This window comes from Leclercia sp. Marseille-Q4284 (assembly GCF_916618945.1).
GTDB classification, from domain to species: Bacteria; Pseudomonadota; Gammaproteobacteria; order Enterobacterales; family Enterobacteriaceae; genus Enterobacter; species Enterobacter tamurae.
In genome coordinates this window covers 1409532-1435724 of sequence record NZ_CAKAKG010000001.1, presented here as the reverse complement: position 1 = coordinate 1435724, position 26193 = coordinate 1409532, and the positions used below count along the sequence as shown (strand labels likewise).

27 protein-coding genes, 1 pseudogene and 1 other annotated feature are annotated in these 26193 nt (G+C 55.5%); of the genes and pseudogenes, 15 read left to right on the top strand and 13 right to left on the bottom strand.

Annotation, left to right across the window (positions count from 1 at the left end):
• Positions 1 to 48 precede the first annotated feature (48 nt).
• The 5 genes from acnA to topA form a co-directional block, all read right to left on the bottom strand.
• A complete protein-coding gene (acnA, locus tag LG383_RS06690) occupies positions 49 to 2724 on the bottom strand; it encodes an aconitate hydratase AcnA (RefSeq protein ID WP_225758620.1) in 2676 nt (891 codons plus the stop codon).
• A gap of 167 nt (positions 2725 to 2891) precedes the next feature.
• A complete protein-coding gene (ymiC, locus tag LG383_RS06685) occupies positions 2892 to 2993 on the bottom strand; it encodes a small membrane protein YmiC (RefSeq protein ID WP_225758619.1) in 102 nt (33 codons plus the stop codon).
• Positions 2994 to 3292: 299 nt separating this feature from the next.
• Positions 3293 to 3433 carry a YmiA family putative membrane protein gene (locus LG383_RS06680; RefSeq protein WP_225758618.1) on the bottom strand — a complete coding sequence of 47 codons (141 nt, stop codon included), beginning with the start codon at positions 3431 to 3433 and terminating at the stop codon, positions 3293 to 3295.
• A 335-nt stretch (positions 3434 to 3768) separates the two neighbouring features.
• Positions 3769 to 4743: an HTH-type transcriptional regulator CysB gene (gene cysB / locus LG383_RS06675; RefSeq protein WP_106993152.1), complete on the bottom strand. Its 975-nt coding sequence runs from the start codon at positions 4741 to 4743 to the stop codon at positions 3769 to 3771.
• A gap of 187 nt (positions 4744 to 4930) precedes the next feature.
• Positions 4931 to 7525, bottom strand: a complete 2595-nt coding sequence (gene topA, locus LG383_RS06670; protein ID WP_106993153.1) for a type I DNA topoisomerase — start codon at positions 7523 to 7525, stop codon at positions 4931 to 4933.
• A 396-nt stretch (positions 7526 to 7921) separates the two neighbouring features.
• Here topA and LG383_RS06665 point away from each other — a divergent pair, with 396 nt between their 5' ends.
• Positions 7922 to 8173, top strand: coding sequence for a YciN family protein (locus LG383_RS06665; RefSeq protein WP_106993154.1), 252 nt, complete (start codon positions 7922 to 7924; stop codon positions 8171 to 8173).
• 34 nt (positions 8174 to 8207) lie between these two features.
• Here the strand turns inward: LG383_RS06665 and sohB are convergent, their stop codons facing one another.
• Positions 8208 to 9254, bottom strand: a complete 1047-nt coding sequence (gene sohB / locus LG383_RS06660) for a protease SohB (protein ID WP_225758617.1) — start codon at positions 9252 to 9254, stop codon at positions 8208 to 8210.
• 249 nt (positions 9255 to 9503) lie between these two features.
• Between sohB and LG383_RS06655 the strand changes: the two genes are divergently transcribed.
• Together LG383_RS06655 and cobO are read left to right on the top strand one after the other, a co-directional pair.
• Complete coding sequence (locus tag LG383_RS06655) at positions 9504 to 10265, top strand: YciK family oxidoreductase (protein WP_106993156.1); 762 nt, start codon at positions 9504 to 9506, stop codon at positions 10263 to 10265.
• Positions 10262 to 10852 carry a cob(I)yrinic acid a,c-diamide adenosyltransferase gene (gene cobO / locus LG383_RS06650; protein ID WP_225758616.1) on the top strand — a complete coding sequence of 197 codons (591 nt, stop codon included), beginning with the start codon at positions 10262 to 10264 and terminating at the stop codon, positions 10850 to 10852. Before LG383_RS06655 ends, cobO begins: the two co-directional genes overlap by 4 nt.
• Before the next feature lie 32 nt (positions 10853 to 10884).
• Here cobO and rluB read toward each other — a convergent pair whose 3' ends face one another.
• The 6 genes from rluB to rnm all read right to left on the bottom strand — a co-directional run bounded on the left by rluB (position 10885) and on the right by rnm (position 14992).
• On the bottom strand, positions 10885 to 11760 hold the full coding sequence (rluB, locus tag LG383_RS06645) for a 23S rRNA pseudouridine(2605) synthase RluB (RefSeq protein WP_225758615.1): 876 nt from the start codon (positions 11758 to 11760) through the stop codon (positions 10885 to 10887).
• Between the two features lie 276 nt (positions 11761 to 12036).
• Complete coding sequence (locus LG383_RS06640) at positions 12037 to 12528, bottom strand: type VI secretion system tube protein TssD (RefSeq protein WP_106993160.1); 492 nt, start codon at positions 12526 to 12528, stop codon at positions 12037 to 12039.
• A gap of 1 nt (position 12529) precedes the next feature.
• A complete protein-coding gene (locus LG383_RS06635) occupies positions 12530 to 12802 on the bottom strand; it encodes a hypothetical protein (RefSeq protein ID WP_225758614.1) in 273 nt (90 codons plus the stop codon).
• The gene (locus LG383_RS06630; RefSeq protein WP_225758613.1) at positions 12771 to 13295 is read right to left on the bottom strand and encodes a DUF2778 domain-containing protein; all 525 of its coding nucleotides are present in this window, start codon (positions 13293 to 13295) and stop codon (positions 12771 to 12773) included. Before LG383_RS06630 ends, LG383_RS06635 begins: the two co-directional genes overlap by 32 nt.
• A gap of 198 nt (positions 13296 to 13493) precedes the next feature.
• The gene (locus LG383_RS06625) at positions 13494 to 14114 is read right to left on the bottom strand and encodes an L-threonylcarbamoyladenylate synthase (RefSeq protein WP_166182694.1); all 621 of its coding nucleotides are present in this window, start codon (positions 14112 to 14114) and stop codon (positions 13494 to 13496) included.
• Positions 14111 to 14992 (bottom strand): RNase AM, encoded by an 882-nt coding sequence (gene rnm, locus LG383_RS06620; RefSeq protein ID WP_106993164.1) that lies wholly within the window; start codon positions 14990 to 14992, stop codon positions 14111 to 14113. Before rnm ends, LG383_RS06625 begins: the two co-directional genes overlap by 4 nt.
• A gap of 138 nt (positions 14993 to 15130) precedes the next feature.
• On the opposite strand from rnm, the gene trpL reads away from it, so the two are divergent.
• The 9 genes from trpL (at position 15131) to LG383_RS06575 (ending at position 23763) form a co-directional block, all read left to right on the top strand.
• Positions 15131 to 15175: a trp operon leader peptide gene (gene trpL, locus LG383_RS23005; RefSeq protein WP_106993556.1), complete on the top strand. Its 45-nt coding sequence runs from the start codon at positions 15131 to 15133 to the stop codon at positions 15173 to 15175.
• Positions 15152 to 15246: a sequence feature (Trp leader region), on the top strand. (Overlaps the previous gene by 24 nt.)
• A 24-nt stretch (positions 15247 to 15270) precedes the next feature.
• On the top strand, positions 15271 to 16833 hold the full coding sequence (locus LG383_RS06610) for an anthranilate synthase component 1 (protein WP_225758612.1): 1563 nt from the start codon (positions 15271 to 15273) through the stop codon (positions 16831 to 16833).
• Positions 16833 to 18428, top strand: coding sequence for a bifunctional anthranilate synthase glutamate amidotransferase component TrpG/anthranilate phosphoribosyltransferase TrpD (trpD, locus tag LG383_RS06605; protein WP_166182696.1), 1596 nt, complete (start codon positions 16833 to 16835; stop codon positions 18426 to 18428). Before LG383_RS06610 ends, trpD begins: the two co-directional genes overlap by 1 nt.
• 3 nt (positions 18429 to 18431) lie before the next feature.
• The gene (gene trpCF / locus LG383_RS06600) at positions 18432 to 19790 is read left to right on the top strand and encodes a bifunctional indole-3-glycerol-phosphate synthase TrpC/phosphoribosylanthranilate isomerase TrpF (protein WP_225758611.1); all 1359 of its coding nucleotides are present in this window, start codon (positions 18432 to 18434) and stop codon (positions 19788 to 19790) included.
• Between the two features lie 10 nt (positions 19791 to 19800).
• On the top strand, positions 19801 to 20994 hold the full coding sequence (gene trpB / locus LG383_RS06595; RefSeq protein ID WP_106993168.1) for a tryptophan synthase subunit beta: 1194 nt from the start codon (positions 19801 to 19803) through the stop codon (positions 20992 to 20994).
• The gene (gene trpA / locus LG383_RS06590) at positions 20994 to 21803 is read left to right on the top strand and encodes a tryptophan synthase subunit alpha (protein WP_225758610.1); all 810 of its coding nucleotides are present in this window, start codon (positions 20994 to 20996) and stop codon (positions 21801 to 21803) included. Before trpB ends, trpA begins: the two co-directional genes overlap by 1 nt.
• A 156-nt stretch (positions 21804 to 21959) precedes the next feature.
• Positions 21960 to 23171 carry a selenium metabolism membrane protein YedE/FdhT gene (gene yedE / locus LG383_RS06585; RefSeq protein ID WP_225758609.1) on the top strand — a complete coding sequence of 404 codons (1212 nt, stop codon included), beginning with the start codon at positions 21960 to 21962 and terminating at the stop codon, positions 23169 to 23171.
• Positions 23168 to 23401, top strand: a complete 234-nt coding sequence (gene yedF / locus LG383_RS06580) for a sulfurtransferase-like selenium metabolism protein YedF (protein ID WP_039030671.1) — start codon at positions 23168 to 23170, stop codon at positions 23399 to 23401. The genes yedE and yedF overlap by 4 nt, the downstream gene beginning before the upstream one ends.
• Before the next feature lie 89 nt (positions 23402 to 23490).
• A complete protein-coding gene (locus tag LG383_RS06575) occupies positions 23491 to 23763 on the top strand; it encodes a YqjD family protein (RefSeq protein WP_103179906.1) in 273 nt (90 codons plus the stop codon).
• 30 nt (positions 23764 to 23793) lie between these two features.
• Here the strand turns inward: LG383_RS06575 and ompW are convergent, their stop codons facing one another.
• Positions 23794 to 24426 carry an outer membrane protein OmpW gene (gene ompW, locus LG383_RS06570; protein ID WP_166182701.1) on the bottom strand — a complete coding sequence of 211 codons (633 nt, stop codon included), beginning with the start codon at positions 24424 to 24426 and terminating at the stop codon, positions 23794 to 23796.
• A 225-nt stretch (positions 24427 to 24651) separates the two neighbouring features.
• Here ompW and LG383_RS06565 point away from each other — a divergent pair.
• From LG383_RS06565 to LG383_RS06555, 3 genes and pseudogenes are all read left to right on the top strand, one after another.
• Positions 24652 to 24741: pseudogene (locus LG383_RS06565) on the top strand (YkgJ family cysteine cluster protein); the annotation flags it as partial.
• Positions 24742 to 24766: 25 nt separating this feature from the next.
• Positions 24767 to 25510, top strand: a complete 744-nt coding sequence (locus tag LG383_RS06560) for a YciC family protein (protein WP_225758608.1) — start codon at positions 24767 to 24769, stop codon at positions 25508 to 25510.
• 56 nt (positions 25511 to 25566) lie between these two features.
• Positions 25567 to 26106, top strand: a complete 540-nt coding sequence (locus LG383_RS06555; RefSeq protein WP_106993173.1) for a septation protein A — start codon at positions 25567 to 25569, stop codon at positions 26104 to 26106.
• The last annotated feature ends 87 nt before the right edge of the window (positions 26107 to 26193 follow it).

Below are 26193 nucleotides of genomic sequence, written 5' to 3'. Positions count from 1 at the left end.
AAAATAACAGCCCGGCAGCGCAAGGCATGCCGGGCTGGTCACAGCACGTTAATTCAACATATTACGAATAACATAGTGCAGGATGCCGTCATTCTGGTAGTAGGTTAGCTCTGTCGCGGTATCAATACGGCAGCGACACTCCACCATCTCGGTTTGCCCGTCCGCCCGCGTCAGTTTGACCGGTACCGTGGCACCCGGCGTCAGACTTTGCAGATCCGCAATATCAATGCGTTCCTCCCCGGTCAGCCCCAGCGTTTTACGTGATGTCCCCTGCGGGAACTCCAGGGGTAAAATCCCCATCCCAATCAGGTTTGAACGGTGGATACGCTCAAACGACTCAGCGATCACCACGCGCACGCCCAGCAGTCGAGGCCCTTTTGCAGCCCAGTCGCGACTGGATCCGGAGCCGTACTCTTTCCCGGCAATGACCGCCAGCGGCGTGCCTTCCTGCTGATACTTCATGGCAGCATCGTAAATCGAGATCACTTCCGTGCCCGGCAGATGGCGGGTCATCCCACCTTCGACCCCTGGCACCATCTCGTTGCGAATGCGGATATTAGCGAAGGTACCGCGCATCATCACCTCATGGTTGCCGCGACGCGAACCGTAGGAGTTGAAGTCACGTCGCTCCACGCCACGACTCTGCAGATATCGCCCAGCCGGGCTATCGGCTTTAATGCTGCCCGCCGGGGAGATGTGGTCGGTGGTAACCGAGTCGCCAAGGATGGCTAACACCCGCGCGCCGTGAATATCTTCCAGCGGTTTTGGTTCGGCCAGCATCTCGTCGAAGAAAGGCGACAGACGGATATAGGTAGAATCATCCTGCCAGCTGTAGGTGTCTGAGCGCGCCACCTCAATCGTTTTCCACTCCGGCGTGCCTTCGAACACTTCGGCATACTCTTTGCGGAACATGTCGGTGGAGACTTTTTCCACCGCGAGGGCGATCTCCTGTGCTGACGGCCAGATATCCTTCAGATAAACCGGATCCCCTTTGCGATCGTGCCCCAGCGGCTCGGTCGCGAGGTTAATATTCATGTTGCCGGCCAGGGCATAGGCCACCACCAGCGGCGGTGATGCCAGCCAGTTGGTTTTAATCAGCGGATGGATACGACCTTCGAAGTTACGGTTGCCAGAGAGCACCGCCCCTACCGTCATATCGCCCTGCTTGATGGCCGTCTCGATAGGCTCCGGTAGCGGCCCGGAGTTCCCGATACAGGTGGTACACCCGTAGCCGACCAGGTTAAAGCCCAGCTCATCCAGGTACGGTGTCAGCCGGGCCTGGGCCAGATAATCGGAGACCACCTTGGACCCCGGTGCCAGCGAGGCTTTTACCCACGGCTGGCGTTTCAGCCCAAGAGTAACGGCTTTTTTTGCCAGCAGCCCGGCCGCCATCAACACGCTGGGGTTAGAGGTGTTGGTACAGGAGGTAATGGCCGCGATCACCACCGCGCCATCCGGAAGCTGGTACTGATGGCCGTTCATAACATAATCAATGGGACGGCTATCCTTGTGGGCGGTGTTAACCTCCAGCTCGGTGCTGGCGGCAAAGGCCTTCGGCACATCTGCCAGCGCCACCCGATCCTGAGGACGTTTCGGCCCGGCAAGACTGGCTTCCACTTCGCCCATATCCAGCGCCAGAGTGCTGGTGAACACGGGTTCATCACCCGGGTTACGCCACATTCCTTGCGCTTTGGCATAGGCCTCGACCAGCGCGACCTGCTCGCTGCTGCGCCCGCTGAGGCGCATATATTCCAGCGTTACGCCGTCAATCGGGAAGAAGCCACAGGTTGCGCCATATTCCGGCGCCATGTTGGCGATGGTGGCCCGGTCAGCCAGCGGCAACGTATCGAGCCCGTCACCGTAGAATTCAACGAATTTGCCCACCACCCCATGCTTACGCAGCATCTGCGTCACGGTGAGCACCAGATCGGTTGCGGTGATGCCTTCACTCAGTTTGCCGGTCAGCTTAAAGCCGACCACGTCAGGGATCAGCATCGAGACCGGCTGGCCGAGCATGGCGGCCTCAGCTTCGATCCCCCCTACCCCCCAGCCCAACACGCCAAGACCGTTGATCATGGTGGTGTGCGAGTCAGTACCGACCAGGGTATCCGGGTAGGCCACCCACTCTTTATCCTGCAGTTCGCTCCACACCGCTTTGCCAAGATATTCGAGATTGACCTGGTGACAGATACCGGTGCCGGGCGGGACAACGCTAAAGCGGCTGAAGGCCTGCTGGCCCCACTTCAGAAACACATAGCGCTCGTGGTTACGCTCCATCTCCAGACGCACGTTCTCTTCAAAGGCCTCATCGTCGCCAAAGTGGTCCACGGTTACAGAGTGGTCAATAACAAGGTCCACAGGAGAAAGCGGGTTCACTTTGGCGGTATCGCCGCCGAGGCGTTTAACCGCTTCGCGCATCGCCGCCAGATCGACTACCGCCGGGACGCCAGTGAAGTCCTGCATCAGGACCCTGGCCGGACGATAGGCAATTTCCCGGTCGGCATGGGCATTTTGCAGCCACCCGGCGAGGGCGTGGATATCCTCGCTGGTGACAGAGTCCTCATCCTGCCAGCGCAGAAGGTTTTCCAGTAATACTTTAAGCGACTTGGGTAAACGCGCGATGTCCCCAAGCTCCCTGGCGGCCAGCGGCAGGCTGTAGTAGTGATAGGTTTTGTTCTCGGCCTGCAATGTGTCCTTACTGGCTTCGCGTAAGGTTAACGACATAAGCTCCTCCTTAATTACCGGGATTGCGATACCCTGACCTTTATCAGGGCCGTAATTAAAGATAACACATCGTCACCGTAACGATTTGATAACAACTCAAATGGACAAATTTAAGACTACAGGAGAGGGTAAAAACAAAAAGCCCCGCTTTAGCGAGGCTTTATTTTTCAGTGTAAGGTGAGGGAGATGAGCTGGTACCAGAAGAGAATCGACAGGGAGAACGCAGCGATCCACGACCAGTATTTAACTCCGGATATATTATTCATCATTGTGACACCCGTCTTTATTTATTTGTTTACGGCTGAGTCTGGCTCAGTTCGGTATTGCTGAAGTGTATTTATTTAAGAGTACAAAAGTGCACTGGATTATTAATGCACTACGCCTGAGCGGCAGAATTATTGTTTTTTGGTATCGTCTTCTGCGAACGAATCAATGAAGGCTTGCTGTTGCGGAGACAGTGTCCAGGAAGCAGGCACTTGCCCTTTAACTTCTTTACGGACTTTGCGGCGAGTGTCACGTTGCTGACACATAGGTTTCACTGCTTCACTGCGCCCCTGTACCGTCATAGTTAACCCCAAAATTTCCAGACCAGTAACGCCACCACCACCCAAAACAGCGTGGAGCCGAGAAACACCGCCAGCCAGGCTTTACGCTTAAGTCCTGGGTTCCGTTGCGGATCCTGACGTCCTGACGGCATTGCTAACCTCATACAATCGATATCGCTTATCATTTAGATACCAAACAATTGGTATAAGTAATCATGGTTGAGATAAATCCTAAAGAAACTTTAGTTGAAAATCCAGCGAATTTACCAATCGTATACCGTGAAATATCTAATCTTTTGAGCGGAAATATATAAATGAAACGAGGAATTTGCGTAGCGGCTATTTATTTTCTATTTTGGTTGTATTTTTGTTAAGGACAGGTACAGAAAGCGCTAAAACCCTATGGTTATTCTGAAGAATGGCAAGCGTGAGGCGGGGTTTAATTCGGGTTAACGCAGGGATAACGGTATCCTTCCCGCAGGAAAGATACCGCAGGGTATTATTTTTCTGGCAGCTTAATATCTTTAAACATCGCTTCGATGTCTTCATTAGAACGCAGCGCCACTGCCGTATCCACCACATCGCGGGTTAAATGTGGGGCGAAACGCTGAATGAAATCATACATATAGCTACGCAAGAAAGTGCTACGACGGAAACCAATTTTGGTGGTGCTATGGCCGAACACCCCCTGGGTATCCAGGCGCACCAGATCGGGATCGGCTATCGGATCGACTGCCATGCTGGCAATCACCCCCACCCCCAGCCCCAGCCGTACATAGGTTTTAATCACGTCGGCATCGGTGGCGGTAAAGACGATCCGTGGCGTCAGCCCCGCACGATTAAAAGCGGTGTCCAGCTCTGAACGGCCGGTAAAGCCAAAGGTATAGGTTACCAGCGGATACTGAGCCAGCTCTTCGATCGACACCGACGTTTTGGCCGCCAGCGGGTGTTCCGGCGTCACCACAATCGAGCGGTTCCAGTGATAGCAAGGCAGCATGACCAGATCGTCGTAAAGATGCAGCGCTTCGGTGGCAATAGCAAAATCCGCATTGCCTTTGGAGACCGCCTCAGCAATCTGCGTCGGTGAGCCCTGATGCATATGCAACGACACGCGAGGGTAGCGCTCGATAAAGCCTTTAATCACGCCCGGCAAGGCGTAACGTGCCTGAGTGTGGGTGGTGGCGATATACAGGGAGCCTTTGTCAGGCCAGGTATGCTCGCCTGCCACGGATTTAATGGCATCGACCTTCGACAGCACCTCGCGGGCGATACGGATAATCTCCTGCCCCGCCGGGGTCACCTGGGTAAGATGTTTACCGCTGCGGGCGAAAATCTGGATCCCCAGCTCATCTTCAAGCATACGGACCTGCTTACTGATACCGGGTTGGGAGGTATAAAGACCTTCTGCGGTCGAGGAGACATTAAGGTTGTGGTTGACCACCTCAACGATATAGCGAAGCTGCTGTAGTTTCATGCGGGACCATCCGATTGAGCGCACACGGGCAATCGCTTAAGACGATTTGATAATAAGAAAAGGATTAACTATAACCACTATATCATTTATATCATTGCTGTATAGCCCGTAACAAAAAATAATAAACAGGCAATAAAAAAGGGCCGGATGTCCGGCCCTTTTACAGGTAAGTTGCGGTAATTAAGGCTTATTTCTTGCCTTCAACCCATTTGCCGTCAACATAAAATGCTGACCAGCCGGTGGCTTTACCGTCCTTTTCAGCAGCAACATACTGCTGCTTGGTTTTACGGCTAAAACGTACAACCGTTTTGTTGCCTTCAGGATCCTGCTGTGGCGCATCGGCCAGATAGCGCAGCTTCTCTGCCAGGCGATCGCGGAAGCGGAACAGCTCTTCCACTAACGGCGCACGCGTTTCACGTGATTTCGGGAAGGTGTTAGCCGCCAGGAAGACGCCTGCGGCACCGTCACGCAGGACGAAGTAGGCATCAGACTTCTCGCACGGCAGCTCCGGCAAAGGAACCGGATCTTCCTTCGGCGGTGCCACTTCACCGTTACGCAGGATCTTACGCGTGTTTTTGCAGTCGTCGTTGGTACAGGCCATGTACTTGCCAAAACGCCCCATCTTCAGGTGCATTTCAGAACCACATTTTTCACACTCCACGATCGGACCGTCATAGCCCTTAATGCGGAACTCGCCCTCTTCGATCTCGTAACCGTCGCAGGTCGGGTTGTTACCACAGACGTGCAGCTTACGCTTCGGATCGATCAGGTAGCTGTCCATCGCTGTGCCGCACTTGTTACAGCGGCGCTTAGCGCGTAATGCGTTGGTTTCCGCATCATCGCCTTCCAGCACGTTCAGCACTTCGTTTTCCGGCACCAGGTTGATGGTGGTTTTGCAGCGCTCTTTCGGTGATAAAGCATAGCCTGAGCAGCCGAGGAACACGCCGGTAGTGGCGGTACGGATCCCCATCTTGCGGCCGCAGGTCGGGCAGTCGATGCTGGTCAGCACCATCTGGTTCGGCTGCATGCCACCCTCTTCAGGGTCTTTTTCCGCTTTTTCCAGCTGGTTGGTGAAGTCGCCGAAGAAGCTGTCGAGCACTTTCTTCCACTCGGCTTCGTGGTTCGCCACCTGGTCCAGGCTGTTTTCCATCTGCGCGGTAAAGTCGTAATTCATCAGCTCGCGGAAGTTAGCTTCCAGACGATCGGTTACGATTTCACCCATTTTCTCTGCATAGAAACGGCGGTTTTCCGTACGCACATAGCCGCGATCCTGGATGGTCGAAATGATCGACGCATAGGTAGACGGGCGACCGATGCCGCGTTTTTCCAGCTCTTTCACCAGCGAAGCTTCGCTGAAGCGAGCCGGTGGCTTGGTGAAGTGCTGGGCTGGCGTCAGTTCAACCAGAGAGAGTTCATCCCCGGCGTTGACCGCTGGCAGGGTTTTGTCTTCATCACCCTTACGCAGCGCCGGCATCACTTTGGTCCAGCCATCGAAACGCAGAATACGGCCACGCGCTTTCAGGCGGAAATCACCCGCACCAACGGTCAGGGTGGTGGAGTCGTACTGCGCTGGTGTCATCTGGCAGGCGACAAACTGGCGCCAAATCAGCTGATACAACTTCTGCGCATCGGCTTCCATATCCTTGAGGGATTCCGCCACCACAGCAACGTCAGAAGGACGAATCGCTTCGTGCGCTTCCTGTGAATTCTCTTTGCTGTTGTACTGGTTGGCGCTCTCCGGCAGATACTTCTTACCGAAGTTATCGCCAATGTAATCACGCACCATGTTCACTGCGTCCTGGCTCAGGTTGGTGGAGTCAGTACGCATATAGGTAATGTGACCCGCTTCATACAGACGCTGAGCCATCATCATGGTTTTCTTCACGCCGTAACCCAGACGGGTACTTGCCGCCTGCTGCAGCGTGGAGGTGATAAACGGCGCGCCCGGCTTGCTGCTGGTCGGTTTGTCTTCACGATCCAGCACCTGATAGCGGGCCTTTTCCAGCACCGCAACCGCAGCCATCGTCTGCTCACGGTTTTCAGGGCGGAACGGCTTATCGTTCTGGTGCGACACTTCCAGCGGCAGCGTATCGCCGCCTGGCGTGGTCACGCTGGCGTCAATTTCCCAGAACTCTTCTGGCACAAACGCTTTGATTTCGCGTTCACGCTCAACCACCAGACGCACGGCAACAGACTGTACGCGGCCCGCTGACAGACCACGGGCAATCTTTTTCCACAGCAGTGGAGAGACCATGTAACCCACGACGCGGTCCATAAAGCGGCGCGCCTGCTGAGCATTAACGCGATCGATGTTCAGCTCGCCCGGCTTTTCAAAAGCCTGACGGATCGCGTTTTTCGTAATTTCGTTAAACACCACGCGGCTGTAGCGGGTGTCATCTCCCCCGATCACTTCCCGCAGGTGCCATGCAATGGCCTCCCCTTCGCGGTCAAGGTCGGTTGCGAGATAGATGTGGTCGGCTTTTTCCGCCAGCTGTTTCAGCTCGGAGACGACTTTCTCTTTACCCGGCAGCACTTCGTACTGTGCCTGCCAGTTATCCCACGGGTTAACCCCCATGCGATTTACGAGCGCGCTACGTTCATCCTTTTTAGGCTTTTTGGCCCCTTTGGTGGAGGTAGAGTCGGCGCTCTTCTTGGCTGAGCCACTGGTCGGCAGATCGCGGATATGACCGACGCTGGACTTAACCACGTAGTCACTACCCAGATACTTATTGATCGTTTTGGCTTTTGCCGGGGACTCAACGATAACGAGAGCTTTACCCATATTCACCTTTACCTAATTTGTTTCTTCCAGGAATACGTCGCGTGAGTTCACCTTCCACTGGCGACGAGTCATCTATATAACGACGTCATCAGTGGATATCAACCCCCATTCGGACCAGTCGCCAAAAACGACCTCAGCCAGGTGGTTGAGATTACGGGCTTTTTCTCGCTCCGGTGTGACTGCACGACGAGATTTAGGTCGAATGTCAAGCAAATCTATTGCCAGAATGACGAAAGCGCACACTCTACCTGATAAAATCCGTTACGCAACTTTATTAGCATGCAAAAGCAAATCACGCCAGCGCTGTCCGTCTTGCCCTGCATGCCCGAAAACGGGGAAAATTTGCTCCCGGGACCGCGTCAGCGTAGACTAATATCACTGTTTAAGGAGGGGATAATGCAGCAAACTACCCAACCAATTGACCGCGCAACGTTACTTGCCGAAGCAAATAAACTCATTCGTGAACATGAAGACACTCTGGCAGGGATCGAAGCCACGGGTGTGGAACAGCGTAATGGCGTGCTGGTGTTCAGCGGCGAGTACTATCTCGATGAGCAGGGGCTACCTACCCCACGCAGCACGGCGGTATTTAACATGTTTAAATACCTGGCCCATGCGCTATCGGAAAAGTATCACCTGGTCGATTGAAGCAAAACGCGAGGCACTGGCCTCGCGTTTTTGTTTACAGCAGGGGTTTTTGTCCACGCTGCAGCCAACGTAGCAGGAGACGATCCGCACTCTCTGCGGCGCTATTGGTAAAACGGTCTATCAGCTTTTTCCGTCGCATATAGCGCACGCCTACCAGCTCGCGGCCCTCCATCAGCCCCAGCAGCAGATCGTCGCTGGTCCCCACCTGGTCCACCAGCCCTTTTTCCAGCGCCTGGGTGCCGTACCAGTGTTCACCGGTCGCCACCTGCTCGATATCAAGCGTTGGACGCATCTGCTTCACAAAGCTTTTAAACAGCAGGTGCGTGTCGTTAAGATCCTCACGGAACTTCTGTCGCCCTTCCTCGGTGTTTTCACCGAGCAGAGTCAGGGTGCGCTTGTACTGACCCGCCGTGTGCAACTCAACGTCAATATCTTTGTTTTTCAGGAAACGATTGAAGTTGGGGATCTGCGCCACTACGCCAATCGAACCAATAATAGAGAAAGGCGCAGCGACGATTTTATCGGCCACGCAGGCCATCATGTAGCCACCGCTGGCGGCAACTTTATCTACCGCCACCGTCAGTGGGATCTGCTTGTCACGCAGGCGTTGCAGCTGCGAGGAGGCCAGCCCGTAGCCGTGCACCACCCCACCCGGGCTTTCAAGACGCAGGACAACCTGGTCTTCAGTTCTGGCCACTGCCAGCACGGCGGTGATCTCTTCGCGCAGGGAGGAGACCTCATGCGCATCCATGCTGCCTTTGAAATCCAGCACATAGACCCGCGGTTTTGACACCTCGGCGCGGTGCTCCTGCTTTGCTTTCTGCTTTGCCGCTTTCGCGTCAAGCTTGAGCTTTTTCTTCTGCGCTTTGTGCCACAGCTTTTGTTGATGCGGGTCAAGCAGCGCCACCGACATCTCTTCCTTCATCTCCGTATACTGCTCGCTTAACCGGGTGATCCGCAACTCACCGCGCTGACGTTTACGCTGCGTCAGGTTGACAATCAGAACTGCGACCACCGCAATGGCAATCACTACCGTTGCTATTTTGGCCAGAAATAAACCGTATTCAGAAAGTAATTCCACGCGTCCACCTTGGTTTAACCACTTGTTTTCACACCCAGTGTACAACAGCCTTCGCCAGGCGTCTCGCACCTGACGATACCCTTGCGAGGCGTCTTCAGGAATTGGCATTTCACGGAAAAATGTTTGCAAATTGTTAATTTTACAGTGAACTCTCCGGATGACTGATTGATATCCTGCTCACTTTCGGGCATAAAGCCGAAAAGAGACCGCACAGCATGGGCCGCGCCAACGCGCGCCAGAGGAGTGACTTTGCACTATCAACCCAAAAAAGATCTACTGCAAAACCGTATCATCCTGGTCACCGGCGCCAGCGACGGTATTGGCCGTGAGGCGGCGCTGACTTACGCCCGCCATGGCGCACACGTCATTCTGTTGGGGCGGAATGAAGATAAACTGCGCGACGTTGCGCAAGCGATCGCCAGCGAGGGCGGCGCACCGACCCACCAATATACGCTCGACCTGTTAACCTGCACTCCAGAAGAGTGCCAGCAGCTTGCCCGGCGTATTGCCGCAGATTATCCGCGTCTGGACGGGGTATTGCATAATGCGGGTTTCCTCGGTGAAGTGCGCCCGATGGATCAGCAGACCCCGGAGATCTGGCAGCAGGTGATGCAGGTGAATGTCAACGGCACCTTTTTCCTTACCCAGGCACTCCTTCCTTTATTACTGCAGTCCGATTCCGGCTCGCTGGTGTTCACCTCGTCCAGCGTCGGGCGTCAGGGGCGCGCCAACTGGGGTGCTTATGCGGCCTCGAAATTTGCTACTGAAGGGATGATGCAGGTGCTGGCGGAGGAGTATCAGAGCCGCCACCTGCGCGTGAACTGCATCAACCCCGGCGGCACACGCACCGGGATGCGCGCCAGTGCGTTCCCGAGTGAAGATCCGCTTAAACTGAAAACCCCGGCCGATATCATGCCGCTCTATCTGTGGCTGATGGGCGACGACAGTCGCCGCAAAACCGGTATGACCTTTGATGCCCAACCCGGCCGTAAACCAGGAATATCGCAATGAGTGATGAACGTCATCAGCAGCGCCAGCAGCGCCTGAAAGAACAGGTTGATGCCCGCGTTGCCGCCGCTCAGGATGAGCGCGGAATTATTATCGTCTTCACCGGTAACGGCAAAGGCAAAACCACCGCGGCCTTTGGTACCGCGACCCGCGCCGTGGGTCACGGGCAGAAGGTAGGCGTGATCCAGTTCATCAAGGGAGAGTGGCCGAACGGCGAGCGTAATCTGCTCGAGCCTCACGGAGTTGAGTTTCAGGTGATGGCGACCGGGTTTACCTGGGACACCCAGAACCGCGACACCGACACCGCGGCCTGTCTGGGCGTCTGGGAGCAGGCGAAGCGCATGTTGGCCGATCCAACGCTCAACATGGTGCTGCTGGATGAGATCACCTATATGGTGGCTTACGACTACCTGCCTTTGCAGGAGGTGGTGGAGGCACTGAACAACCGTCCGACACACCAGACGGTGATTGTCACCGGGCGCGGCTGTCATCGGGATATTCTGGAGATGGCGGATACGGTCAGCGAGTTACGCCCGGTCAAACATGCCTTTGATGCCGGCATTAAAGCGCAAATCGGTATCGACTATTAAGAAAAAACCCGGCGATGCCGGGTTTTATTTTTTTAGCCGTGGTTGTTACGGCTGCCAGAGCGGCGATTGCTGCTGACCTGGCTGTGACGTTTGACCGCCCGACGAATCTGATTTGCTTTCATGCGACGACGATCTTTTTCTACCGCAACTTTCGAGGTGGTTTCCGGCGTCAGTGACACCAGTTCGCGCAGATAGTTAGTCTGGGTTAAATCCAGCTCGGTATAGCCGCCGCGCGGCAGCCCTTTCGGCAGCAGGATGTCACCGTAGCGTACACGGATCAGACGGCTAACCTGCACACCAACGGCTTCCCACAGGCGACGCACCTCGCGGTTACGGCCTTCGGTCAGGGTTACGTTGTACCACTGGTTAATGCCTTCACCACCGGTAAATTTGATGGTTTTGAAGGCGGCCGGGCCATCTTCAAGCTGCACGCCGCGCGACAGATCGCGGATCTTGTTCTCGTCGACTTCGCCAAACACGCGAACCGCGTATTCACGCTCCACTTCACGGCTTGGGTGCATCAGACGGTTTGCCAGTTCGCCATCGGTGGTGAACAGCAGCAGACCGCAGGTGTTGACGTCCAGACGGCCTACAGCAATCCAACGCGCACCGCGCAGTTTTGGCAGGCGGTCGAACACAGTCGGACGGCCTTCAGGATCGTTACGGGTACAGAGCTCGCCTTCTGGTTTGTAGTACGCCAGCACGCGGCAAATTTGCTCGGCAGACTCTTTTACCGAGATCAGGTGACCATCGATACGGATTTTCAAGCCTGGCACGATTTCAACACGATCGCCCAAGGTGGCGATTTTACCGTCCACACTGACACGACCTGCTTCGATAATGGTTTCGATTTCACGGCGTGAGCCGTGGCCGGCGCGGGCCAGCACTTTCTGTAATTTCTCGCTCATTGAGCTTCCTTCAGGTGTCGCCTTCACAGGCGTCTGGTATACTTTCGAAAACAACGAGTCAGGCCCAAAAAGAGCTTAACTCGCTGATCTATAACTCTTTCATAGCACACAAAATGGCGGGCAAGGTGCCGCACATAGTGATTCATGGCCGCACATACTACATGAATTTTAGACTAAATGATTCAACAAGTTTTGTGCAGCAGCGTTCTGGCATGGATAACCTGAAGCAAACCCAACGGATCGGCTCTCTCGTACAGATGGGGCCGTCAGATTTCGTTATGCTGTAGGGCGCTCGTTCCAGGCGTCGGTATGCTGAATGTTGCCATCCACTATGCGCCAGGTGATTTTCTCATATTGGATACTGATGCTTTCTACGTGGTTCATTTTATCGTTTCCCGATAATTTAACGTTAGGTACAGCGCAGTTAACGCCAGTAATCTTTACATTTTCCATCAACACCGTGTAATAGCAGACTTCTTGTCCGGCATCGTTAATGTGATAAAACTTAATCTCTGCACTTTTCAGCGTCTGACCTGTAGATGCTGCTTTATAAAGGTAGGGTGTAGAGCTATCCACTTCCTTTTCAATCATCATGGATGAGTGCTGGCGTGTCCCGGTGATTTTACCGTTAGCACTGTCTACAGGCAGGTTTATCCCGTGGCTTAACCCTATTATCTCTATGCTTCCTTCGCGATCCTCAACGTCAACAGATCCTTTAATATCTGCGCCGCCATCGTCTTTCAACCACATATACGGAGGGATTGGCATTTTATTTTCTCCTTATTTTTTTAATTAACTTCATTGTTAAAATATACATAGGGAATGCTATTAATAGCATTATAGAAAAATCAATATCGGTAAAAGCATCATACATGGCTTCTGCGTCTTCCTTTCCATAGAAAAACAGCGCCCATCTTGTTGCAAAACTTTCATTAATATATAACTCTGCATATGGAAGGCTGTGGGCTATACAAATCAACAGAATGATGAAATAAATAAATTTACCTGTTTTACGCGCAAGTTTTTTTAGTATAACCGCCATCGACCACCTCCACCCATCCCCGCGCCATCAAAGCCCGCATACAGGGAACCTGTATAAGTGGCGTGCTCATAAGCGCATTACGGATCATCGCAAAGTCAGAATTATTGGCTATGGTTATGCAGCCTTTTGAAACTGTACCAGGATGTAGCCGGAAGTTGCCGCGTTTGACACCTTCAATCCATGTGTCATCGTCGATTCCCCAATCATCGCGCCATAATGCAAACCAATCCGATTTGCCAAAGGCGCGACGACCAAAAAGTCTATTCGCCTCATCGTGTGTTTCCGTCATTTTCTGAGACAAGAAGTTGCCTTCTTTGCGATCAACAATCCAATATTTTCCGGGAGGGATCGGCCCTAGTTTTGCAATAGCAGCACAATTCATATTGTTCCGATATGCTCCTAATCCCGAGTGCGCCATAAACACACCTACGCCGTACAGATTAAAAGGCGCATAGTCTGCCCCGTTCAGAATTAACGTTCCTTGTAACGCCATAGATAACCTGCTTTATCAGTAAATATGTATTCTTTTATCGTACATCCGCATATTCATACATTGTGAGACTATTCCGACAAAAGAATAGTTTTCAGATAATAATAAGATTTTCACTACAAAGGGGAAGAAACGAAGCGTTAATAACAGGGCCATTATATAAGCTAATAAAATGGCCCCATAAGAAAGGAAACTACACCATTACAGGAAAGGCTTAACGTCCCCTACCCCTTCACGCAGTACTACCGGGGCATCTTCCGTTAAATCGACAACCGTTGTCGGCTGCTGGCCGAGATAGCCGCCGTGAATAACCAAATCCACCTGTTTCTCCAGACGATCTTTGATCTCATCCGGATCGGATTCGGTAAAGTCGCTGCCTGGCAGCATCAGTGAGGTCGACAGCATCGGCTCACCCAACGTCTCGAGCAGCGCCTGGGCAATCGGGTTCGATGGCACGCGCATCCCGATAGTTTTGCGTTTTTCCTGCAGCAGGCGACGCGGCACCTCTTTTGTCCCTTTGAGGATAAAGGTGTAGTTGCCCGGGGTGTTATTTTTGATCAACCGAAACGCCACGTTATCCACGTAGGAGTAGGTCGACAGCTCCGACAGATCGCGACACATCAGGGTAAAGTTGTGCCCGTTCGGGATGTGGCGGATCCGGCAAATGCGCTCCATCGCGCCTTTGTCTTCAATCTTACAGCCCAAAGCGTAACCTGAATCGGTTGGGTAGACGATAACGCCGCCCTTACGCACGATCTCCACGGCCTGATTAATCAAACGCGGCTGCGGATTGTCAGGATGGATATAAAAAAATTGGCTCATACTTCCCTCTCCTCAATTGGCGTTGGCTGCTCCCAGAGTTGCCACACTGGCTCGACGCCACCGGGTAACCAGAGCTTGCGTCCCAGCTCGATCCACGGGCAAGGCTGATGGAAATCAGAGCCCTGGGAGCCAAGGAGGCCGTACTGGCGGGCATACTCAGCCAGTTGACTGCGCTCGTTGGGCGCCTGCTGACACTGCGCGACTTCCATCGCGTCTCCGCCGTGTTCGGCAAAGTACGCCAGCAGACGTTTCAGCCATTTGGCAGAGAGGTTATACCGCCCGGGATGGGCAAGCACCGCCTTTCCGCCAGAATGATGAATGACATCAATAGCTTGTTCTATTGTACACCACTGGGGAGGAACGTATCCGGTTTTCCCCCGTGCGAGATATTTTTTAAACACATCCGCAATGTTATTCGCCTTCCCGGCCTCAACCAGAAAACGGGCAAAGTGTGCCCGGGTTACCGCACCGCCTTTGGCCAGACGCAGCGCCCCTTCCCAGGCGCCGGGGATGTGGGCTTTATCCAGCCGCTCGGCGATCAGTTCTGCCCGCAGAATGCGACGCGCCTTCTGCTGGTCCAAGAACGCACGCAGGGTCGGGTTCTCAATGTCGATGTTCAGCCCGACGATATGGATCTCATGGTTTTCCCAGACGGTGGAAATTTCCACGCCTGCTATGAGTGTAAGCGGCAATTCACTGCGGGCAATTTCCGCCCGCGCGGCCGCAATGGCCTCGGTGGTATCGTGATCGGTGATCGCCAGCGTGCCGACGCGCATCTCATGGGCGCGATGGACGAGTTCTTCGGGCGTAAGCAGGCCGTCAGAGGCCTGAGTGTGGCTGTGTAAATCGTAAATCACTGCGTAATTCGTGTCGCTCAAAGCGGCTCCCGTCACTCATCTTCAATATCTGCGCCGCTATAATAACGTTATGTGGTGAAATTCTGAAATCGGGGGGTTGACATTACGCCATCGAACTAGTTAACTAGTACGCAAGTTCACTCAACGAGGTATCTGAAAATGACCGCACATTTCACTCTGCATGGCTGGTGGCGCACTTCCTGATAATCGGGCAGTGTCGTACGTCTGCATCATGCAAACAGATACCTGGCCCGCCACTGAGCGGGCTTTTTTATGAACAGAATAAAGAGAACAACAAAATGCATAGAGCCAAACCGACCCTTGAACTGCTGACCCGTGAGGCGGCGTATCGCCACAACCCAACCGCTCTGTTCCATCAGGTCTGCGGCGCGCGCCCTGCCACGCTGCTGTTGGAGTCTGCGGATATCGACAGTAAGGACGATCTGAAAAGCCTGCTGCTGGTCGACAGCGCGCTGCGTATAACCGCTCTGGGCGACACCGTCACCCTGCAGGCGCTCTCCGAAAACGGCGCGGCGCTGCTCTGTTTGTTGGATGGCGTGCTGCCAGCAGGCATCGAGAATGAACATCGCCCGGACCAGCGCATCCTGCACTTCCCGCCGGTGAGCCAGTTGCTGGACGAAGATGCCCGCCTCTGCTCGCTGTCGGTGTTTGATGCCTTCCGTCTGCTGCAGGGGCTGGTGAACGTGCCGGAACATGAGCGCGAAGCGATGTTCTTCGGCGGGCTGTTTGCTTATGACCTGGTTGCCGGTTTTGAGGAGCTGCCGGAGCTTGAACAGGGCAACCGCTGCCCGGACTACTGCTTCTATCTGGCAGAAACCTTACTGGTGATCGACCACCAGAAAAAATACACCCGCATTCAGGCCAGCCTGTTTACGCCATTACTGGCGGAGAAACAGCGACTGGAGCAGCGCATTGCCCAGCTGCAGGAGCAGATGAATGAAGCGCCACCGGAGTTGCCGGTGCAGCGGGTGGAGCAGATGCGTTGTGATGTCAGCCAGACGGACGATGAGTTTGGCGTGGTGGTGCGTCAGATGCAGAAAGCGATTCGCGCTGGCGAGATTTTCCAGGTAGTGCCGTCCCGTCGCTTCTCCCTGCCATGCCCGTCCCCGCTGGCGGCCTACGACGTGCTGAAGAAGAGCAACCCCAGCCCGTACATGTTCTTTATGCAGGATAACGATTTCACGCTGTTCGGCGCCTCGCCGGAGAGCTCCCTGAAGTACGACGCCACCAGCCGTCAGATTGAAATCTATCCGATTGCCGGAACCCGCCCGCGTGGTCGCCGCGCCGACGGTTCTCTGGATCGCGATCTCGACAGCCGCATTGAGCTGGAGATGCGTACCGACCAGAAAGAGATGTCCGAGCACCTGATGCTGGTGGACCTGGCGCGTAACGACCTGGCGCGCATCTGTACCCCAGGCAGCCGTTACGTGGCCGATTTGACCAAAGTTGACCGTTACTCCTTCGTGATGCACCTGGTCTCCCGCGTGGTGGGCGAACTGCGTCAGGATCTCGATGTGCTGCACGCCTACCGGGCCTGCATGAACATGGGCACCCTGAGCGGCGCGCCGAAAGTCCGCGCCATGCAGCTTATCGCCCAGGCCGAAGGTCGACGTCGCGGCAGCTACGGCGGTGCAGTGGGTTACTTCACGGCACATGGCGATCTGGATACCTGCATCGTGATCCGCTCTGCTTACGTTGAAGAAGGGATCGCTACTGTCCAGGCGGGCGCAGGCATTGTGCTCGACTCGGTTCCGCAGTCTGAAGCTGACGAAACCCGCAATAAGGCCCGCGCGGTACTGCGCGCAATTGCGACTGCCCATCACGCACAGGAGATTTTCTGATGGCTGACATTCTGCTGCTCGATAATATCGACTCATTTACCTACAACCTGGCGGATCAGCTGCGTGCAAACGGTCACAACGTGGTGATTTACCGTAACCATGTTCCGGCTCAGACCTTAATCGACCGTCTGGCCACCATGCAGAACCCGGTGCTGATGCTCTCCCCGGGCCCGGGTGCGCCAAGTGAAGCGGGCTGTATGCCGGAACTGTTAACCCGCATGCGCGGCAAGCTGCCGATCATTGGCATCTGTCTCGGCCACCAGGCGATTGTCGAGGCCTACGGCGGTTACGTCGGTCAGGCCGGTGAGATCCTGCACGGCAAAGCCTCCAGTATTGAACATGACGGCCAGGCGATGTTTGCCGGGCTGATGAATCCGTTGCCGGTGGCGCGCTATCACTCGCTGGTAGGCAGCAATATCCCGGCAGGCCTGACCATCAACGCCCACTACAACGGGATGGTAATGGCGGTGCGTCACGATGCAGACCGGGTTTGTGGCATGCAGTTCCACCCGGAATCCATTCTGACCTCGCAAGGCGCGCGCCTGCTGGAGCAGACCCTCAACTGGGCGCTGCAGAAGCTGGAGCAGACCAACAGCCTGCAGCCGATTCTGGAAAAACTCTATCAGGCGCAGACCCTGAGCCAGCAGGAGAGCCACCAGCTATTCTCCGCCGTAGTACGCGGCGAGCTGAAGCCCGAGCAGCTGGCCGCCGCGCTGGTAAGCATGAAAGTGCGCGGTGAGCAGCCGCAGGAGATCGCCGGTGCCGCCACCGCCCTGCTGGAAAACGCCGCCCCGTTCCCGCGTCCGGACTACCTGTTTGCGGACATCGTCGGTACCGGCGGCGACGGCAGCAACAGTATCAACATCTCCACCGCCAGTGCCTTTGTGGCGGCGGCCTGCGGGATGAAGGTGGCAAAACACGGGAACCGCAGCGTCTCCAGCCGTTCCGGATCGTCGGATCTGCTGGCCGCCTTCGGCATCAATCTGGACATGAACGCCGAGAAGTCCCGCGATGCGCTGGACGAGCTGGGCGTCTGCTTCCTGTTCGCGCCTAAGTATCACACCGGATTCCGTCACGCGATGCCGGTGCGCCAGCAGCTGAAAACCCGCACCCTGTTTAACGTGCTGGGCCCGCTGATCAACCCGGCCCATCCGCCGTTAGCGCTGATTGGCGTCTACAGCCCGGAGCTGGTGCTGCCGATTGCCGAAACCCTGCGCGTGCTCGGATATCAGCGCGCCGCGGTGGTGCACAGCGGCGGGATGGATGAAGTCTCCCTGCATGCGCCGACTCTGGTGGCAGAGCTTGATAACGGTGAAATCAAAAGCTATCAGCTTGAAGCCGCGGACTTTGGCTTGACGCCATATCACCAGGAGCAGCTGGCAGGCGGCACCCCGGAAGAAAACCGTGACATTCTGACGCGCCTGTTACAAGGTAAAGGTGAGCCTGCGCATGAGGCCGCTGTGGCCGCTAACGTCGCCATGCTGATGCGTCTGCACGGCGAAGAAGATCTCCATAAAAACGCGCAAAAAGTGATGGACGTGTTGCGCTCTGGCGCAGCCTACGATCGAGTGACCGCACTTGCGGCAAGAGGGTAAACAATGCAGACCGTATTAGCGAAAATCGTTGCCGATAAGGCCATCTGGGTTGAAGCGCGTAAAGAGCAGCAGCCGCTCGCCAGTTTCCAGAATGAGGTGGTACCGAGCAGCCGTCGTTTTTATGATGCCCTGCGGGGCGCGCGCACCGCGTTTATCCTGGAGTGCAAAAAAGCCTCCCCGTCAAAAGGGGTGATCCGCGACGATTTTGACCCGGCCCAGATCGCCGCCATCTACAAGCACCACGCGTCGGCTATTTCGGTGCTGACCGATGAGAAGTACTTCCAGGGCAGCTTTGATTTTCTGCCGATCGTCAGCGGGATCGCTCCGCAGCCGATTTTGTGCAAAGACTTTATTATCGACCCGTATCAAATCTGGCTGGCACGTTTTTATCAGGCCGATGCCTGCCTGCTGATGCTCTCGGTGCTGGACGACGAGCAGTACCGCCAGCTCGCCGCGGTAGCGCACAGCCTGAACATGGGCGTGCTGACCGAAGTGAGCAACGAAGAGGAGCTGGAGCGCGCCATCGCCCTGGAGGCGAAAGTGGTCGGTATTAATAACCGCGACCTGCGCGATCTCTCCATCGACCTCAACCGCACCCGTCAACTGGCGCCGCGTCTGGGCGCAGGCGTGACGGTGATCAGCGAGTCCGGCATCAACAGTTATGCTCAGGTTCGCGAGTTGAGCCACTTCGCCAACGGCTTCCTGATTGGCTCCGCCATGATGGAGCAGGCCGATCTCAGCGCGGCGGTGCGTCGCGTTCTGCTGGGTGAGAACAAAGTGTGTGGCCTGACGCGTCCTCAGGATGCCGCCGCGGCCCATGAAGCGGGCGCGATTTACGGCGGGCTGATTTTTGTTGAGTCCTCCCCGCGCAACGTCAGCGAAACCCAGGCGCGCGAAGTGATTGCCGCCGCCCCACTGCAGTACGTGGGCGTGTTCCGCAATGCCACTCTTGAAAAGGTGGTTGCCACGGCAGAGGCGCTTTCTCTCGCCGCCGTTCAGCTGCACGGCAGTGAAGATCAGGCCTATATCGATGCCCTGCGCGCCGCGCTGAACCCGCAGGTGCAAATCTGGAAAGCGCTGAGCGTGACCGGTACCCTGCCGCCGCGCACGCTGCACCATGTCGATAAATATGTTCTGGATAACGGCCAGGGCGGAACCGGGCAGCGTTTTGACTGGTCGCTGCTCAATGGTGAGAAGCTGGACAACGTCCTGCTCGCCGGGGGTTTAGGCCCGGATAACTGCGTTGAAGCCGCTAAAGCGGGCTGCGCAGGTCTCGATTTCAATTCAGGCGTTGAGTCGCAGCCGGGCATCAAAGATGCCAGCAAGCTGGCTTCGGTGTTCAAAACGCTGCGTGCATATTAAGGAAGAGAAGATGACCACATTATTAAACCCTTACTTTGGCGAATTCGGCGGCATGTATGTGCCGCAGATCCTGATGCCCGCCCTGCGCCAGCTGGAAGAGGCGTTCGTGAGCGCGCAAAAAGATCCGCTCTTCCAGGCTGAGTTTACCGACCTGCTGAAAAACTATGCCGGGCGTCCGACGGCCCTGACCAAATGTCGCAACCTGACCGAGGGCACCAATACCACGCTCTATCTGAAGCGTGAAGATCTGCTCCACGGCGGCGCGCATAAAACCAACCAGGTACTGGGTCAGGCGCTGCTGGCAAAACGGATGGGTAAAACCGAAATCATCGCCGAAACCGGTGCCGGTCAGCACGGCGTGGCGTCGGCGCTGGCCAGCGCCCTGCTGGGCCTGAAATGCCGCATCTACATGGGGGCAAAAGACGTTGAACGTCAGTCGCCGAACGTGTTCCGTATGCGTCTGATGGGCGCGGAAGTGATCCCGGTATACAGCGGCTCGGCCACCCTGAAAGATGCCTGTAACGAGGCGCTGCGCGACTGGTCCGGTAACTATGAAAATGCCCACTATATGTTGGGTACCGCCGCAGGCCCGCACCCGTTCCCGACCATCGTGCGTGAATTCCAGCGCATGATCGGCGAAGAGACCAAAGCGCAGATCCTCGAAAAAGAGGGGCGTCTGCCGGATGCGGTTATCGCCTGCGTAGGTGGCGGCTCTAACGCCATCGGCATGTTTGCTGACTTCATCGACGACGCCAACGTGGGGCTGATTGGCGTGGAACCTGCCGGTCACGGGATTGAAACCGGTGAACACGGCGCACCGCTGAAGCATGGCCGCGTCGGCATCTACTTCGGTATGAAGGCGCCGATGATGCAGACCGACGAAGGGCAGATTGAGGAGTCGTACTCCATCTCTGCCGGGCTGGACTTCCCGTCCGTTGGGCCGCAGCACGCGCACCTGAACAGCATCGGTCGCGCCGAATATGTGTCGATCACTGATGACGAAGCGCTGGAAGCCTTCAAAACCCTGTGCCGTAAAGAGGGGATCATTCCGGCGCTGGAGTCCTCCCACGCCCTGGCGCATGCCCTGAAAATGATCAAAGACAACCCGGAGAAAGAGCAGCTGCTGGTGGTGAACCTCTCCGGTCGCGGCGATAAAGACATCTTCACCGTTCACGATATTCTGAAAGCACGAGGGGAAATTTGATGGAACGTTACGATAACGTGTTTGCTGAGCTGAAAGCCCGCAAGGAAGGCGCCTTTGTTCCCTTCGTTACCCTGGGGGATCCCTCTCCTGAGCAGTCGCTGAAAATTATCGACACCCTGATCGAAGCGGGTGCCGATGCGCTGGAGCTGGGCATTCCCTTCTCTGACCCACTGGCCGACGGCCCGACCATCCAGGCCGCTACCCTGCGCGCCTTTGCCGCGGGCGTGACCCCGACGCAGTGCTTCGAAATGCTGGCCACCATTCGTCAGAAATACCCGACCATTCCCATCGGGCTGCTGATGTACGCTAACCTGGTGTTTAACCGCGGCATCGACGAGTTCTACGCCGAGTGCGCCCGCGTGGGGGTGGATTCAGTGCTGGTGGCCGATGTGCCAGTAGAGGAGTCGGCACCGTTCCGCCAGGCGGCGATGCGTTATAACGTCGCGCCGATCTTTATCTGTCCGCCGAACGCCGACGACGAACTGCTGCGCCAGATCGCCTCTCATGGTCGCGGCTATACCTACCTGCTGTCGCGCGCCGGTGTAACGGGGGCTGAGAACAAAGCTGCGCTGCCGCTGCATCATCTGGTAGAGAAACTGGCGGAGTACAATGCCGCTCCGCCGCTGCAGGGCTTTGGTATCTCCGCGCCGGAGCAGGTCTCTGCCGCGCTGGGGGCCGGTGCTGCCGGGGCGATCTCTGGCTCTGCAATCGTGAAAATTATCGAGAAAAACGTCGATAAGCCTGAGCAGATGCTGAGCCAGCTGAAAACGTTTGCCAGTGCCATGAAAGCGGCAACCCGTCCGCAGTAATGACATCGCCGTCTGGTTTTGCCAGACGGCTTTCCGTATAAATTGATCCCTTCGAGCTTTAGCGCATTTAACGCTTTTCAAACCCGATTCCCGGCGTATTATCCCCTCGTCTTTTAAGGCTTCCTCCTTAATCCTTCTGAGTTCAGAGGTTTATCTATGTCGTGGCAACACTTTAAACAGGCTTATTTAATTAAGTTCTGGTCCCCCGTTCCTGCCGTTATTGCTGCAGGGATCCTCTCCACCTACTACTTCGGCATCACCGGCACCTTCTGGGCCGTCACCGGCGAATTCACCCGCTGGGGCGGTCAGCTGCTGCAGCTGGCGGGCGTTCACACCGAAGAGTGGGGCTACTTCAAACTGATCCACCTTGAAGGTACCCCGCTCACCCGTATCGACGGCATGATGATCATTGGCATGTTCGGCGGCTGTTTTGCTGCCGCGCTGTGGGCCAACAATGTCAAACTGCGTATGCCGCACAGCCGGATCCGCATCGCCCAGGCAGTGGTCGGCGGCATTATCGCCGGGTTCGGCGCACGTCTGGCGATGGGCTGTAACCTGGCCGCCTTCTTTACCGGGATCCCCCAGTTCTCCCTGCACGCCTGGTTCTTTGCCCTGGCCACCGCCGTAGGCTCGTACTTTGGCGCTCGCTTCACGCTGCTGCCCCTGTTCCGTATTCCGATCAAAATGCAAAAGGTGAGCGCCGCTTCGCCATTAACCCAGAAGCCGGATCAGGCGCGCCGCCGCTTTCGTCTGGGGATGCTGGTCTTCTTCGGCATGCTGGCCTGGGCGCTCTGTACCGCGCTGGATCAGCCCAAACTGGGGCTAGCGATGCTGTTCGGCGTCGGCTTTGGCCTGTTGATTGAGCGGGCGCAGATCTGCTTTACCTCGGCGTTTCGCGATATGTGGATCACCGGGCGCACGATGATGGCCAAAGCGATCATCGCCGGGATGGCGGTGAGTGCTATCGGCATTTTCAGCTACGTCCAGCTGGGTGTGGCACCCAAGATCATGTGGGCAGGCCCGAACGCCATCATCGGCGGGCTGTTGTTTGGCTTCGGGATTGTGCTGGCCGGCGGGTGCGAGACGGGCTGGATGTACCGCGCGGTGGAAGGTCAGGTCCACTACTGGTGGGTCGGTCTGGGTAACGTGATTGGTTCCACCCTGCTGGCCTTTTACTGGGATGATTTCGCACCGGCTCTTGCGACCAACTGGGACAAGGTCAATCTTCTCACCACCTTTGGTCCACTGGGTGGGTTGCTGGTGACCTACCTTTTGCTGTTGATCGCCTTTTTACTGGTGCTGGCGCAGGAGAAACGCTTCTTCCGTCGCGCTGCCGTGAAAACTGAAATTCGTGAGGAAGCCGCATGAAAGAGATCGTTCCCGACTATCGCCTCGATATGGTGGGCGAACCTTGTCCTTACCCTGCCGTGGCTACCCTTGAAGCGATGCCGCAGTTGAAGAAAGGCGAGATCCTTGAGGTGGTCAGCGACTGTCCGCAATCCATCAACAATATTCCGCTGGATGCCAAAAACCACGGTTATACGGTGCTGGATATTCAGCAGGATGGACCGACTATCCGCTATCTTATCCAGAAATAATGACAGCGTAGCGCCAGGTATTAATCCCATTTTCTTCAGGATATCTCTATTGGGTCTATGCTTTACATTGACTACAAAAGGAGAACGTTATGTCAGACCAAAATCTTGATAATGATGCACAATACGCAGGTGAAAAAGCGAAGAACAAACTGGATGAATTTGCCGGTGCTGCACAGCAGCAGTTTGGCGAGGCCGTTGATTCGCCTAAACATCAGTTGAAGGGTGCCGGGCGCAAATATGCTGCACAGGCCAGCGACGTGGTGACTGATGTGACCGATGCCGTTAAAAATAACCCGCTGACCGGCCTTATTGCCGCAGGTGCGGTGGGTATTGTCCTCGGCCTGTTACTGGGTCGTAAATAGTAAAAAAGGCCCTTCGGGGCCTTTTTGCTTTCAGAAGCGGTATCCCGCCGAGAACATAAACACCCACGGATCCAGACGGGTGCTGATATTTTGCTGTTGATCCCCCGCCTTAAAGCGCACTTCGGTGTCGATATCCATGTACCAGACCGACATGTTAATCAGCCAGTCGCGGTTGATAAGGTAATCCAGCCCCGCCTGCCCCGCTACGCCCCAGGAATCTTTCAGACTCAGGTCGGAAAGGCCCGCCTCTTTACCGGTATCGTTAAACTTCTCATCAAAGAAGGTGGTGTAGTTGACCCCGGCACCAATATAGGGGCGAAGCTTGCTACCGGCGTCGCCGAAATACCACTGGGCCATCAGGGTGGGTGGCAGATGATGAACCGTGGCGATGTCCCCGGTCGGGCCCGTCCCTACCTTGTGACGAAACGGCGTGGCCGCCAGCAGTTCAACGCCGACGTTGTCGGTGGCCATCCAGGTAAAGGTCATCCCGGCCTGGGTATTGTTACTGACGTTAAATCCGCCCAACCCCAGCACATTGTCCGAACCTTCCGTGGGACGAACCGTGGCGGTTCCCAGGCGGAAAAAGAACTCGCCTGCTTCGTGGGCCACGGCGCCACCGGAAAACGTGCTCAGAATCAATGCTGCAACCACTGCTTTTTTCATATCCATTCCCTCGCTATGGTTTTATTGAGGAACGGAATATACCCACAAATGATTAATAAGTGATCCAACAGAGATCACACTAGATTCAGCAATTTAACATTCATTGATCTAAATTAATTTTTTTAACCCTACGCAAAAATTGGTAGTGGCTATCTGGATCAATTTTGCCGTTTCGGGCAAACCCTGCGCAGCGGCATAACCACCGCGCAAAATTACAGCGATGCATTACGGGCGCTTTACAAAGATATGCTTTTCCATACAAGGCTTGATACTGCCACCAGGCAGTTATCCAGGGTACAATTGCCCGCTAATTAACATCTGCAATACTCAAGGAGAGTGCATGTCTATCACGGCGAAGTCTGTCTACCGTGACACGGGGAATTTCTTCCGCAATCAGTTCGTTACTTTGTTACTGATCGCCTTGTTGTGCGCATTAATCACGGTGGTACTTGGTCATGCCTTTTCGCCGAGTGAGGAGCAGATAGCCAGCCTGAGTGAAGGCGATCCCGTCACCAGCAGCGTCGGGCTGTTTGAGATGGTGCAAAATATGTCCCCGGAGCAGCAGCAGATCCTGTTGCGAGCCTCTGCGGCGACCACCTTTTCCGGATTGATTGGCAATGCCATTCTGGCGGGTGGCGTACTGTTAATGATCCAACTGGTCTCGGCCGGGCAACGCGTCAGCGCCCTGCGGGCGATTGGCGCCAGCGCGCCACTGCTGCCGAAACTGTTTATCCTGATCTTTTTAACCACCATGCTGGTGCAATTAGGGATTATGCTGGTCGTGGTGCCGGGCGTACTGTTAGCGATTGTGCTCGCCTTCGCGCCGATTATGGTGGTGCAGGACAGAATGGGCATTTTTGTCGCCATGCGTAGCAGCATTCGGCTGGCATGGTCTAATATGCGTCTGGTTGCCCCGGCGGTGATGAGCTGGCTGCTGGCTAAAACCCTGCTCCTGCTGTTTGCCCCGAACCTGGCCGTCCTGACCCCGAACGTCGGTGCCGTGGTGGCGAATACTGTGAGCAACCTGATCTCAGCGGTCTTGCTGGTCTATTTGTTCCGCCTGTATACGTTAATTCGCCAGTAATTTTTCTGATGGTCCGGGCACCACGCCCGGGTCGTCGCAGATGATGGAATCGAAGAATGAAGCAGTTTCTTGATTTTTTACCCCTGGTTGTCTTTTTTGCCTTCTACAAACTGTATGACATCTACGCGGCCACCACCGCCCTGATCGTCGCTACTGCGGTGGTGCTGATCTACAGCTGGGTGCGCTACCGTAAGGTCGAAAAAATGGCCTTGATCACCTTCGTGCTGGTGGCCTTTTTCGGTGGCCTGACCGTCTTTTTCCACAACGATGAGTTCATCAAGTGGAAAGTGACCGTTATCTACGTGCTGTTTGCCGGTGCCCTGCTGTTCAGCCAGTGGGTAATGAAAAAGCCGCTTATTCAGCGCATGCTGGGTAAAGAGCTGGCCCTGCCGCAGAGCGTCTGGTCGCGCCTGAACGTTGCCTGGGCGGTGTTCTTTATTCTCTGTGGCCTGGCGAATATCTATATCGCTTTCTGGCTGCCGCAGAATATCTGGGTCAACTTCAAAGTGTTTGGTCTGACCGCCTTGACGCTGATTTTCACCCTGCTGAGCGGGATCTACATCTACCGCCACATGCCGCAGGACGACAAGCAGTAATCTCCCCCGCCAGGCTCAATAAGCCTGGCGTTTTCTTCTGTTCTCTCCGGCTGTAAATCATAGTAGCATCCCGCCTGAAGTCCTCCG